Below are 13,164 nucleotides of genomic sequence, written 5' to 3' on the forward strand. Positions count from 1 at the left end.
GATTATCCCGATATCTGAATTCCGGTGCTGCTACCCCAGAACAAGAGGGTGAGCACCATATCGGTGAGGACGATGGTGATCAGGCTGGCGCGGATGGCTCGGCCCGAGGCGGCTCCGACACCTTCGGGCCCCCCGCTGGCGTAGTAGCCCTGATAGCCGTGGATGACGATGATCAGCGAGACGAAGATGATCGCCTTGATGACGGAGAAGAACACGTCGGACGGCTGGATGAACGAGTCGAAGTAGTGGTAGTAGGTGCCCGACGATTGACCGTGCAGCACGTTGACCACCAGTGCGCAGGATAGGTAGCTCAATGTGAGGGTAAGGACGTAGAGCGGAACAATGGTAATTAAGCCCGCGATGACACGACTGGTGACGACGAATGGAATCGGTTGGATTCCTTGGACTTCCAATGCGTCGATTTCCTCTGAGATCCGCATAGCGCCGATCTCGGCTGTCATTCGGCAGCCTGCCTGGGCGGCGAACCCGATCGCCGCGATCATCGGTGCCATCTCCCGGGTGTTGGCATACGCCGAAACGAACCCGGTCAGCGGTCCCATGCCGACCATGTTCAAGGCGGCGTATCCCTCGACGCCGACCGAACCGCCGACCGCGGCACCCATGAGAACCAGTACTCCGATGGTGCCACCACCCACGATCAATGATCCGTTGCCCCAAGTGATGTCGACCAGTAGCGCACCAGTCTGCCGTCGGTAATTCTTCAGCGTCCGGGGGATCGCACTGAAGACCAGGAACACAAATGTGGCCTGATGCCCCAAGTGCTCCAAGAGCGAGCCCGGCGCGTCGACGACTGATCGCGACGCACGCAGCACCGGGTTGAGTTTGAACGGCGAATACCTTGCGGGCGTTGCCATCAACCCACCCTCGTGGGCATGAGTATCGAGACGATCTGGGTGATCACCAGGTTGAGCACGAACACCGAGACCACGCCGATCACCACGGCCGCATTGACCGCGTCGGCCACACCGCGTGCGCCGCCCTTGGCTTCCAGGCCGCGCTGGCAGGCCACCAAGATCACGACTAGTCCGAAAAGCCATGTCTTGATCAGCGCAACACCGACGTCGGACACCGTGGCGAACGAAGCGAACGAAGAAATGTAGCTGCCCGGAGTGCCCGACTGGAAGCCCACGTTGATCAGGTAGCCCGCGGCGAGGCCCATGAAGATGATGAACACGCAGAGCACCGGCGCGACGAAGAGCATCGCCGCCAGTCGGGGCGTGACGAGACGTTGCACCGGATCGATGCCCATAACGCGAAGGGCATCAACCTCTTCGCGAATGCTGCGGGCCCCCAGATCGGTTGACACCGCCGAGCCCGCGGCGCCGCCCAGCAGCAGCGCGGCCACGATCGGAGCTCCCTGGCGGATCACCCCGAGGCCGCCGGCGGCGCCGGAGATCGATGTGGCGCCGACCTGCTGGATGATGCTGCCGACCTGCACGGCGACGATCACTCCGAACGGGACCGATACCAGCAGTGCCGGAATTGCCGTGACACTGACCACAAACCAGGCCTGGTTGATGGTCTCGCGCCACGGATGGCGCAGCCGGATCAGGTCGGTGACGAGGTATGCGACGGAATGAAAGGCAAGCTCGAGAAAGCGCCCGAGGGTCTTCAACGAGCCGTCCATCTGATTGGTGATGTAGCGCAGCGGTTTTCCGAGCAGCGTCGCGACCTGGCCGCCCACCGACCGCTCCTCGACCCTTTCGCCCTGATACGACTCATCGGTCGCCTCACCAGGAGGACCGCCCAGTCCCTCGATCTGGGGGGCACCCACCGAATCGATCCTCAAGTCGTCGACGGACTCGGGCAAATCTGCCTTTTTTGCAATGGCTTTCACAACATCTCCGACGCGCGGGCGCGTATCTGGACTCAACAAAGAGTTCCTTCCCTCTGATGCCGCGAGGTTTGCGACTGCGCCGAAGCGGTAGTTCGGCCTCGTTTGATACCGACGGTATCCGGTACTGCGAGTACAGAGCGACTTTCAGTGTGCTTGATGTCACAGTCGCTCGTCAAGTGATCACGGCTGCTCGTACCGGCGGGACCAGGTTCCGACGTGGATGTCGGATGCGATCGGGAGTCCATGACGGAGGGAGCCGGTGGCTTACGATGAGACGGTGTCATCGACGGCTGGTCCTGGTCCTGGTCCTGGTCCTGGTCGCGGGCGTCTGCCTGAGTTGACAGGAGATGCCAGAGTCGATCGCTGGCGCGAGCATCGTGCGTCGGTCCGGGCCGAACTCGTGGAGGCAACGCTGCGCGCCATCGACGAGTACGGACCGGATCTGTCGATTGATGACGTCGTCAAGACGGCCGAGATTCCGCGGCCCAAGCTGTACCGATTCTTCGAAGACAAGGACGCACTGTTCGACGCCGTCGCCGAACGCATCCAGCAGTTGGTCATCGAACGCGTCGCGCCGCAGTTCGATCTGACCGGCACCGCTCTCGGGTTGGTTCGTTCGGCCCTGACTGCATACGTCGACTTAGTCGCGGAGCGCCCGAATCTCTTTCGCTTCCTGGTCGGAGCGCATTTCACCGAGAACCGCTCGGCCATGGCGCTGGTCGACGGGGGCCGCCCGATGTCGGACGCCATCGTTGCGGCCGTCGCCCTCATCGTCACGGGACGTGGCGGCGACGGCGAGCACCTGGAGTACTTCGTCGACGCCATCCTCGGGGCGGTGGCGCTGGGTGTCCTGCGCTGGCTGAACACCCCGACCATTGCCAAGGGTGCGCTGGTTGACGAGTTGACGGCGGTCGTATGGGGCGCCGCATCGGCGAGCGCAGCGGCCCGCGGGATCACTCTCGACCCTGATGAGCGCCTGTCGTCACCGCAGTAGAGCGTCGACTGACTAGCCCCGCCGCGGCTCCCGCGACGGCCAACCACCCGCTGACCTAGCCGGGCGTAGCGCAGCTTTCCGTTGATGCGCAACCGATTCCGATACGTCGACTGAACACGGGCGCAACAGTTCCGCTCGCGATCACCCGTTGGCATCGTGCGCCGGGGTCTTGCGCAACGGTTGCCGCGAGCCTAATGTGACTGACAACACGGTACTGGCAGTACTGGCTACTGAGTGTTCGATGAAAGGCGGCAATCATGCGGAACGAAGTCGAAGGATGTGCGAAGTCGGCCGGGGCCGTCACAGGTGCGGCGGGGGGCACGTCCGCTCATCCGAAGACCCGCCGAGTCCGCTTCCGCTTCGGCAAGGACGGCATGGCGGACAAGTACTTCGTCAAAGACGACATCGTCTACAGCCACTTCGTGGCGGGATTGTCAGCTGGCTTTCCACCGGGTGAAGAAGGGTTCATCCGGTCGGTGCGCCGGTTCGCTGACCACATCGAGGATCCGGACTTGAAGAAACGGGTCGCCGGATTCATCGGCCAGGAAGCGATGCATGGACAGGAGCACCGCAGACTGAACGAGAAGTTGGTCGAATTGGGGTACCAGATCGAGTGGCTCGATCGGGAAGCGTTGAAGCAACGCCTGATCCGGTTTGAACAGCGGCTGCCGGCCAGAGTGCACCTGGCCGTGACGGCGGCGGCGGAGCACTACACCGCGGTCCTCGCCGAGCGGACGCTGGGCACTCCCGAGATTCAAGCAGTTCCGGGAGATCCGGAGGTGTGGCACTTGCTGAACTGGCACGCCTTGGAGGAACTGGAACACAAGTCGGTGGCCTTCGACGTCTATCGGGCGGTGGGCGGCACCGAACGCACGCGCATCCTCGTGATGGCGGCGATCTTGGCGCTCACTACGCCCTTCGTGACGATTTCTCTCGCGATCGCGATGGCCCGCGATCCGATTGCGCGCCGACAACCGCTGCGGCTCATCCGCGAGGCGAACTCGCTGTTCCGCGGCCCGCTGTTTCGCGGCGTTACGCGTGAACTCGCGAAATACCTGCGACCCGGCTTCCATCCTGACGACATCGACACCGACGCATTGCTCAAGGAGTGGCAGATGGAGATGTTCGGCACCGAGGGCACCCTGGTCGGCCATCTCAAATGATCCAACGCACCAAGACCCCGAGACGAATAGAGAGATCAGCGAAATGACCACTGATTCACCTGTTTCCACAACAATCAGGACAAATGGGAAGGCTCCCGCGTCGGCATATCCGAAGGTCCGGCGGATGAAGTTCCGGTTCGGCGAGCCCGAGCCGATCAAGCGGCACTTTGTCGAGGGCGATATCGCGCTCAGCCATCTGATGGCCATTCTCTCGGGCACCTTCCCGCCCGGCGAGGAGTCGTTCATCCGTTCGGTGCGGCGCTTCTCCGACCAGATCACCGATCCGGTGCTCAAGAAGCGGGTCGCCGCCTTCGTCGGCCAGGAGGCGGTGCACGGCCAGCAGCACCGCGAGCTGAATGAGAAGTTGATCGAAAAGGGCTACCTGATGGTGCGGTTCCTGAACTTCGGTCCGAACACCCTGCGCCAGAAGCTTTTCGTCTTCGGTGAGAAGCTCCTTCCTGCAAAAGTGCACCTCGCCCTCACCGCGGCGGCCGAGCACTACACCGCGACCCTGGGCCTGCGGGTGCTGGAAACCCCTGAGATCCAGGCCATTCCGGCCGATCCCGAGGCCTGGCACCTGCTGAACTGGCACGCATTCGAGGAACTCGAGCACAAGTCGGTGGCGTTCGACGTCTACCGGGCGGTAGGCGGACCGGAGTGGATCCGGATCGCGGTGATGCGGATCCTGTACTACTTCACCATTCCGGTCGCAACGGCGGCCGTCGCCGTATCGGTGCTCACCGACCCGAGTGGATGGCGGCCGATCAAGCTGTTGCGCCAGGCGTACGGAATCTTCCGCGGACCCATTCTCGGCGGCTTGATGGCGGAGATAAGGCCCTATATGCGCAGAGGGTTCCACCCCGACGACATCGACACCGACGCCGTCCTGCAGAAATGGCAGAAGGAACTGTTCGGCACCGAGGGCATCCTCGTCGATCGCGCGAAATAACCGGAAGTACGAGGTTCGTCACTATGGGCAGGGGTATCGACATACGGCGCTGCGCCGCGGACGGGCGGGTGTCTCCCGACTATGAGGTCGTGGTGGTCGGGGCCGGCCTTGGCGGCATCGGAGCCGGTATTGCATTACAGCGAAAAGGTATTCACGACTTTGTGATCATCGACAAGTGGGATCGGGTCGGTGGCACATGGCACGCGAACACCTACCCCGGCGTCGCGGTGGATATCCCGTCGCTCATCTACAGCTTTTCGTTCGAGCAGCGTGGAGACTGGTCCCGGATCTTTGCTCCAGGTGAGGAGCTGCGGGACTACGCCGACGACGTTGTCGACAAATACGGACTGCGGGAGAAACTCCGGCTCAGCACCATGATCGTGTCCGCCAGATTCGACGAACAGAACAGCATCTGGCGGCTCGCCACCGCCTCGGGCGCGGAAATCACCGGCCGGTACGTGGCGATGGCGATCGGTGGGCTTGAGCGGCCCAAGATGCCTGAGATTCCAGGCATCGACGAGTTCGGCGGCACGTTGATGCATACCGCGCTCTGGGATCATGACGTCGCACTCGCGGGTAAGCGCGTCGCGGTGATCGGCACCGGCGCAACGTCGTTGCAGTTGGTCCCGGCCATCGTCGAGGAGGTTGACCACCTGACGGTCTTCCAGCGCACTCCGATCTGGGTGTTTCCCAAACGAGATGCCGCGGTAGGTCCGTTGGGCCGGAAGATCATGGGACGCAGACGGATCCGATCTGCCATCCGCCTCGTCGGCACCATCGCCACGGAGATCGCCATGAGCGGACAGCTGACGGGACCGACCTGGATGGTGGATTCCACCCGCAAACTACTGGAAGTGCCCGCCCGCCGCTGGATGCGCCGCCAGGTCGATGATCCGATCACCCGCGAGAAGCTGATCCCGCAGTACGGGCTGGGCTGCAAGCGACCGTCGATGTCCAACGAATACCTGAAGACATTCAACCGCGATGACGTCAGCCTGGTGACCGAGTCGATCGACCGCGTCACGGACAAAGGCGTACTCACGGCCGACGGTGTGGAGCACGAGATCGACGTCTTGATCTGCGCTACCGGGTTCAAGCTCTGGGAAAAGGGATCAGCTCCGCCCTTCCCGGTCTCCGGCCGCGGCGGTCTGGACCTCGAGAAGTTCTGGGATGAGAACAGATACCAGGCTTACCAGGGGGTTTCGGTTCCCGGCTTCCCGAACGTCTTCATGATCACCGGTCCGTACGGATTCGTGCTTGGCTCGTATCTGTGGATGATCGAGGCGACGGCGGCGCATCTGAGCCGCGCCATCGCGGAGACCAAAGGCCGCGGTGCCATCGAATGTGAGATCAGCCAAGAGGCGCACGACAAGTATTTCCAGATGTGCCTGAAACGTCAGTCGCGCAATTTCTTGTTCACGCCCACGTGCTCGGGCTCGAACACGTACTACATCGACGACAAGGGCGATTCCCCGTTCCGGCCGACGACGCACGGTGAAATGTACTGGCAAAACCGTCATTTCGATCTCGACATCTACCACTACGGCACCCCGGAGGTGTCGGCCGCCGACTTCGCATCGGCAGCTGGGAGGCACTGTGAAGTTCAACAAGCTCAGCCCTGAGCTGGTGGTGGTCACCGGCGCCGGTAGCGGCATCGGTCGCGCCACCGCGATCCGATTCGCCAAACACAGTGCCCACGTGGTGGTTTCCGATATCGACCTGGACGCGGCATCGGCTACCGTCGCGATGATCAGGTCGGCGGGCCACAAAGCCTCGGCGGCCCGTCTGGATGTCACCGATCCGCACGACTGGGCGGTTTTCGCCCGCGACGTGCTTGCCGACCACGGATTCGCCGATGTGCTGGTGAACAACGCTGGGATGGTTGTCGGCGGCCCATTCCTCGATCTCACGCCCGCGGATTGGGACCGCCAGCTCAGTCTCAACCTGATGGGGGTCGTCCACGGGTGTCGGACCTTCGGGGCGCAGATGATCGAGCGAGGGCAGGGCGGTCACATCGTCAACATCGCGTCGGCGGCAGCGTTCACGCCCACGCCGGTGATGGCGCCCTACTCCGTATCCAAGGCCGGCGTGAAGATGCTGACCGAGTGCCTGCGTTTGGAGTTCGGTTCCCACGGTATCGGTGTGAGCGCGATCTGCCCGGGCGTGATCAGCACGAATATCGGCGAGAACGCCCACACCGTCGGCATCGACAATGACCTCATCGACCGCGGCAAGCAATTCACCAGGCAACTCCAGGAACTCGGCGAGAAGCTGCCTTTCTCGCCGATGAGCCCCGATCTGGTCGCTCGCGCCGCCGTGCGAGCCGTGCGTTTCGACCTCGCAATCGTGCCGGTGCGCACCGAAGCCTGGCTGGGTTACTTCATGCTCCGCCTCGCCCCTGGTATCAATCGCCGGATGGCGCAACCGTTCTCCGTGCAGACCATGGAGAAGCTGGGTTCGCGGTTTCTGAACCGGCTGAGCACCGCGGCGTGGCACGATCCGGCAGCCTCCGGCGCTGGCGAGAAGCCGCCCGTCCTCAGTGACAGCAAGGTGGCGCACCGATGACCAGAGACCGATCACCTGTGTTGCGGCGCCAGTTCCGCCTGCCGATCGAGAGCGGATGGCTGCACGTCAACGAATGGGGCTCACGTGATGCGGACGTCACCGTTGTCCTCACCCACGGCTGGAGTCTGTCCAGCCGGAGCTGGGAGGACGTGGCTGAACTACTGGTGACGACGGATCCAGCCCTGCGCGTGGTCGCGTATGACCACCGAGGCCACGGCAGTTCGTCTATCGCACCGGCATCCATCGACATCCTGGCCGACGACCTGGCGGCTCTGCTTCGGGCGCACGTTCCTGACGGACCCATTGTGTTCGGCGGTCATTCCCTCGGTGGAATGACGCTGATGGCGCTGGCACAGCACTACCCCGCGGTGATCGAGGAGCGCGTCTTCGGCGCGGCGTTCGTGGCAACCAGCGCGGGTGACCTGCTGGGCGCGATACGAAAGGTCCGCGGGGTCGACCTCCTGTTACGGGCGGGTCTTGTCGTGTCGTCCCGGCTGAGGGTGCCCAGCAGACCGCTGATCCTCGCGCGGCAAGGGACCAGAGGTGCATTGTTCGGCACGCGGCCGCGGCGACGCGATATGAACCGTTCCATCCAGCAGGTGGCACAGGCCAATCCGCGCGCGGTGGCGTCATTGGGTCGATCGCTGTTGCGGCACAACCGCTATGAGGCGCTGGCGAAATTCAGCGACGTCGATGTCGTGGTGATGGCAGGGACCAAGGATTGGCTGACATCACCGGCGCATGCTCGACGCATTGCCCAGCTGATTCCCAACAGCCAGGTGGTCGTCTATGAGGGTGCTGGTCACCACCTGCCTTATGAAAGACGAGAAGCCGTCGCCGCCCAACTCCTGGCACTGACGACCAAAGCCCGCGCGTCCGCATGGCAGCTGGAGGGATCGGCGGGATGAATTCTCGTGCGCATACGCTCAGTGTCTTCGAGGTGATCAAGGAGACCGCCGATGCCGTCACGCTCGTCTTCGACGTGCCGGCAGAACTGGCCGAAAGGTTCGGCTATTCACCTGGACAATTCCTGACCGTCGAAGTGCCAAGTGAACGCTGCGGATCGGTCGCGCGGTGCTACTCCCTGTCGAGCAGCCCGCACTGCGATCGCAGGCCAGCCGTTACGGTGAAGCGCACGGCCGACGGCTACGCGTCGAACTGGATCTGCGACAACGCGGCCGTCAATTCAGTCCTGACGGTGCTCGAGCCCGCGGGCGCTTTCGTACCCGGTTCGTTGGACCGCGATGTCCTGCTGTGTGCGGCTGGCAGTGGCATCACACCCGTGATCTCCATAGCCAAGTCCGTTCTTCTCGCAGGTACCGGAAACGTTGCATTGCTCTACGCCAACCGCGATATCGGCTCGGTCATTTTTGCCGGACAGATCGACGCGCTGGCCGCCAAGTTCCCAGATCGGCTGCACGTCTTGCACTGGCTTGAGGAAGAGCGGGGCTTACCGGCCACTGATGCCATTGCTCAGCTTGTGCAGAGCTACGTCGATCGCGATGTATATCTTTGTGGACCAGCGGGATTCGCCACGCAGACCATGGCGGCATTGATTCGCCTGGGCGTTGCGGACGACCGCATCCGGACCGAAGCGTACCGATCGTTGGAGGCCAACCCATTCCTTGCGCCCAGCGCGGCCCTACGAGCCTCGAATCCCAACAGCGCAACGATCGCAACAGTCGAATTGGACGGCCAAACCTATGAGCTCGACTGGCCGAAGGGCACCCCACTTCTCGACATCCTGTTGACGAAGGGACTCGACGCCCCCTACGTGTGTCGCGAGTCGGCCTGTGGAACATGTGTGTGCTCGGTCAGGAGTGGTCGGACCCGAATGCTACTCAATGAGTCACTACTCGACGAGGAACTCGAGGTCGGCCTGACCCTCGCATGCCAGACACTGCCGGAATCCGATCGGGTGCACATCGCGTTCGACCAATAGCGTTCGACCACTAGCGAGTTTTCGGCAGGGCGTGCGGCCGGAATTTGTAACCTGGGTGTGAGGCGGCCGTCAGCTCGCAACGGTCAGTCCGCCGGAGGGAGGGACGCCACAATGCCAGACGAGGTACCGACTTCGCGGGTTACGCGCGGGACGAAGCTCGGCAAAGCGGCCGCCACTCAAGCGGTCCGGACCGCCGGCGCCAAGATGTCCATGGTCGGCCGTTCACCCGAGTCGAAGGCACGGATCTCCGAAAAGGCCGCGCTGCAGGCCGCCGACCAGCTGGTTATCGTCCTCGGCAGCATGAAGGGCGCCGCGATGAAGCTCGGCCAGATGCTCTCGGTCGTCGACCTACAGCTGGTTCCTGAATCGCACCGTGAGGACTTCCAACGCAAGCTCGCAGTGCTGTGCGACCAGGCCCCCAAAGTCTCATTCGACGTGATGCGACGTCAGATTGAGGAGGATCTCGGAGGACCCGTAGCGACGTTGTTCGCGGACTTCGACGACCAGCCCATGGCTGCGGCGTCGATCGGCCAGGTCTACCGCGCCCGTCTGCATGACGGTCGGGATGTCGCGGTCAAAGTGCAGTACCCAGGTATCGATATCGCGATCCGGGCCGACATGAAGAACCTGACCGCATTCCTCAGATTCTGGAGTTCGGCACTGCCGACGGTGTCGGCGCCGGGACTCGCGGCTGAGATCACCCGCAATATGGAGAGCGAACTTGACTACGAACGCGAAGCGCGAACACAGCACAGCCTCGCGATGTTGTTCACCGACCATCCATTTATCGCGATCCCAGACAGTATTGCGGCGCGCAGCGGCCGCAAGGTGGTCGTGACCGAATTGTTCGACGGCGAACCGTTCGACGCCATCTGTGGGCTGCAACAAGCCGATCGCGATCGCGTCGGCGAGATCATCTACCGGTTTTACGTCGGTTCGCTGTTCCTGCACAACGAGTTCTGCGGTGACCCGCATCCGGGGAACATTCTGTTGGGGCGTGACGGGAAGATCGGGTTCATCGATTTCGGTCTCTACAACCAGATGGACCCGATCCACGTCGACTTCGAGCGTCAGTGCGTCCGCGCCGCCATGGAGAACCGCTGCCAAGACCTCTTCGACATGATGGTGGAACGCGGTGTAATCAATGCCGACGCCGGGGTGGCACCCCGAGAATGTCTCGAATACGTCTACGCCGCAGCCGGATGGCACCTCACCGACGAGGTGATCACAGTGACGCCGGCGATGGCCAGCGACAGCATGCTCGGCGCGACCGACCCGCGAATGACGGAGTTTTCGGGTATGCGCCATCAGAACCTGCCACCAGAACATATCTTCTCCCGACGGGCGGATTTCCTGACCTTCGGTGTTTTGGGCCAACTGAGGGCCACCAACAATTGGCATCGGATCGCCCGCGAGTGGATCTGCGGAGACGAGCCTGCGACTGCGATCGGGGTTGCCGACGCCGCGTGGCGTGACTCTCGTCGCGGCGACACCGGAAGAATAACTGAAACCGTTTGTAGCTAGTACTATTGGTATCGGGTAAGGTGTCAGAAGTGGCAGCCAGGGCGCGATCGCGCAGATCCGAACAGCGGACGGATGGCCGCCCCGACGCACGCACTGAACGCTGGCGCGAGCACCGCAGCCAGGTCCGCGAAGAGTTCGTCACCGCGGCGTTCCGGGCGTTGGGCAAAATCGGGCCCGATGTCAGCATGGATGACATCGCGAAGGAGGCCGGCGCCTCAAAACCCAAGCTGTACCGATACTTCAAGGACAAAGTCGAGCTTTTCGACGCCATCGTCGACCGTGTCCAGGACATGCTTTGGGAGCGGGTGCTGTGGAGCATCAACTTGATGAGCGATTCGACCGGGGATCTCGTGCGCCGTGGCGCAACGGAGTACGCGAAGGTTGTCACCGAATACCCAAATGTGTTCCGGTTCATGGTGCACAGCCACTTCACCCAACAGATGGACGAATCGGGGAGAACGCTGCAATCTGCGCGCCAATCGGCCAGGCGCGCCGCCAATTTGTTTTCCGACGCTTTCGACGGCGACACGATCGACGACACCTACGCCGAACTGACCGTCTACTCGGTCTTCGGCGCTGTCGCCTCCGCAACAGACTGGTGGTTGGGCGCCAACCCTATTCAGGGCGACGCGATGCCGATCGAGAAGTTCATCGACTACCTGGCCGCCACCGTGTCCAGCATCGCAGAATCGGCGGCTCGGCTCATCGGATTCACTGTCGATCCCACACTTCCACTGCACCTTGCATTCTCGAACACCAACACAACCGGTGAAGACCAACCTGGTCAAGGAGGTACCTCAGATGACGCGTAGCCCCTTACGGATCCCCAACTTCCGGGTAGTCGACATACCTCCTCAAGCCGGCAAGACGATCCTGATAACAGGTGCGAACAATGGCCTTGGCCTGCGGGCGGCGACAGCGCTCGCTGGAGCGGGAGCGCGAATCATCCTGGCCTGCCGCAATCAGGCGACTGGCGCCGAGGCTCTAGCCCAGGTGTGCCGAGCAGGCCCTGAAGCTGACCACCGCCTCGTGGCGCTCGATCTCGCCGATCTCGGTTCCGTCCGCGAAGCGGCGGCGAATGCCGCAGCGCTGGCGCCGACGATCGATGTGCTCATCAACAACGCGGGCCTCATGGCGATCCCGTTTGCGACAACAGCTGACGGTTTCGAGATGCAGCTGGGCACCAATCATCTTGGGCACTTCGCCTTTACCGACGGCGTGCTGACGGCACTGCTTGCCGCACCGGCGCCACGCGTTGTCACTCTTGCCAGCATTGCGCACCGTCAAGGCCGAATTGTCATCGAAGACCTGAACTTTCGTCAGCGCCGCTATCGCCGAATGGTCGCGTACCAGCAATCCAAGTTGGCCAACTTGCTCTTCGGTGCTGAGCTGGCACGGCGCAGCGAGACTGCCGGACTTTTGCTCAAATCGGTTGTGGCGCACCCAGGCGTGGCGGCGACCAACTTGTTCGACTCGATGGTGCCGTCGATTCCTGGCGCGCTCGAAGCGACTCACTTGGGCCTGCGGATGCTCGGCAACAGCGAAAGCCAGGGTGCGCTCAGTCAGCTCTATGCCGCGACGATGCCGGATGTGCGCAACGGAGACTATCTGGGACCGAACAAATTGTTCGGCGTCCGCGGTCCGGTAGAACGTTCACCGCGCGCGAGGGCAGCACGCGACACCATGATGGCAAAACGGTTGTGGGAGAAGTCGATTGAACTAACGGGCGCGCGGTTCGACGCACTGCAGACGCCTCCAAACGTGCCGTCGAAGCCGACACAACGGCGTTGAACTGGCCTGCAGAGGCGGCGTCCTCGACTGCTCAGTCAGGTGTGCGCCAACCTCGCGGCAAATTGCACAGGGTTCAGGAACGCACGTCTCGTGGAACGTCGCCAGCGGTCGGCTGAGTCGGCTCTTCTTTGGCAGGAGTTTCCGACGCTGGTCAGGATTTGGCCGGCGGTCTTGGTCCAAATGTATGGATACCGACATTGCCACCATGTGCGAGCGGCGTGAGCTTCGATTTATCCAATGTGTTCGGCGCCCTGCCAAGGCGGTCCCTGGCCAGGATCTCACCGACACTAACGCCGGGTAGGCGAATCCCGACCAGGTGCGGCAGTAGACATCCCATGCGAGTGAGTTGTCGAGCAGCGGCGGAATTTGGTTGTCCGC

Annotated in this window: 12 protein-coding genes; 10 read left to right on the forward strand and 2 right to left on the reverse strand. The window is 62.6% G+C overall.

The window, feature by feature from the left end:
- Window positions 1-2: 2 nt before the first annotated feature.
- Both H7J73_RS20585 and H7J73_RS20590 read right to left on the reverse strand, forming a co-directional pair.
- Window positions 3-875 carry an MlaE family ABC transporter permease gene (locus tag H7J73_RS20585; RefSeq protein WP_264069501.1) on the reverse strand — a complete coding sequence of 291 codons (873 nt, stop codon included), beginning with the start codon at window positions 873-875 and terminating at the stop codon, window positions 3-5.
- Complete coding sequence (locus tag H7J73_RS20590; protein ID WP_264069900.1) at window positions 875-1,648, reverse strand: MlaE family ABC transporter permease; 774 nt, start codon at window positions 1,646-1,648, stop codon at window positions 875-877. Before H7J73_RS20590 ends, H7J73_RS20585 begins: the two co-directional genes overlap by 1 nt.
- A gap of 469 nt (window positions 1,649-2,117) precedes the next feature.
- Between H7J73_RS20590 and H7J73_RS20595 the strand changes: the two genes are divergently transcribed.
- The 10 genes from H7J73_RS20595 to H7J73_RS20640 all read left to right on the forward strand — a co-directional run bounded on the left by H7J73_RS20595 (window position 2,118) and on the right by H7J73_RS20640 (window position 12,786).
- Window positions 2,118-2,852, forward strand: a complete 735-nt coding sequence (locus H7J73_RS20595) for a TetR/AcrR family transcriptional regulator (protein WP_435405543.1) — start codon at window positions 2,118-2,120, stop codon at window positions 2,850-2,852.
- Between the two features lie 257 nt (window positions 2,853-3,109).
- Entirely contained in the window at window positions 3,110-4,015 is a 906-nt protein-coding gene (locus H7J73_RS20600) for a metal-dependent hydrolase (protein ID WP_264069502.1), read from the forward strand.
- Between the two features lie 43 nt (window positions 4,016-4,058).
- The gene (locus H7J73_RS20605; protein WP_435405544.1) at window positions 4,059-4,964 is read left to right on the forward strand and encodes a metal-dependent hydrolase; all 906 of its coding nucleotides are present in this window, start codon (window positions 4,059-4,061) and stop codon (window positions 4,962-4,964) included.
- Between the two features lie 23 nt (window positions 4,965-4,987).
- Window positions 4,988-6,586 (forward strand): flavin-containing monooxygenase, encoded by a 1,599-nt coding sequence (locus H7J73_RS20610; protein ID WP_264069505.1) that lies wholly within the window; start codon window positions 4,988-4,990, stop codon window positions 6,584-6,586.
- Entirely contained in the window at window positions 6,561-7,529 is a 969-nt protein-coding gene (locus tag H7J73_RS20615; protein WP_264069507.1) for an SDR family NAD(P)-dependent oxidoreductase, read from the forward strand. The genes H7J73_RS20610 and H7J73_RS20615 overlap by 26 nt, the downstream gene beginning before the upstream one ends.
- Window positions 7,526-8,437 carry an alpha/beta fold hydrolase gene (locus tag H7J73_RS20620; protein WP_264069508.1) on the forward strand — a complete coding sequence of 304 codons (912 nt, stop codon included), beginning with the start codon at window positions 7,526-7,528 and terminating at the stop codon, window positions 8,435-8,437. The genes H7J73_RS20615 and H7J73_RS20620 overlap by 4 nt, the downstream gene beginning before the upstream one ends.
- The gene (locus tag H7J73_RS20625; RefSeq protein WP_264069509.1) at window positions 8,434-9,471 is read left to right on the forward strand and encodes a ferredoxin--NADP reductase; all 1,038 of its coding nucleotides are present in this window, start codon (window positions 8,434-8,436) and stop codon (window positions 9,469-9,471) included. Before H7J73_RS20620 ends, H7J73_RS20625 begins: the two co-directional genes overlap by 4 nt.
- A gap of 111 nt (window positions 9,472-9,582) precedes the next feature.
- Window positions 9,583-10,995, forward strand: coding sequence for an ABC1 kinase family protein (locus H7J73_RS20630; RefSeq protein WP_264069510.1), 1,413 nt, complete (start codon window positions 9,583-9,585; stop codon window positions 10,993-10,995).
- Between the two features lie 29 nt (window positions 10,996-11,024).
- Window positions 11,025-11,807 (forward strand): TetR/AcrR family transcriptional regulator, encoded by a 783-nt coding sequence (locus tag H7J73_RS20635; RefSeq protein ID WP_264069511.1) that lies wholly within the window; start codon window positions 11,025-11,027, stop codon window positions 11,805-11,807.
- The gene (locus tag H7J73_RS20640) at window positions 11,797-12,786 is read left to right on the forward strand and encodes an oxidoreductase (protein WP_264069512.1); all 990 of its coding nucleotides are present in this window, start codon (window positions 11,797-11,799) and stop codon (window positions 12,784-12,786) included. The genes H7J73_RS20635 and H7J73_RS20640 overlap by 11 nt, the downstream gene beginning before the upstream one ends.
- Window positions 12,787-13,164 lie beyond the last annotated feature (378 nt).

Source organism: Mycolicibacterium komossense (genome assembly GCF_025822605.1).
Classification (GTDB): Bacteria; Actinomycetota; Actinomycetes; order Mycobacteriales; family Mycobacteriaceae; genus Mycobacterium; species Mycobacterium komossense.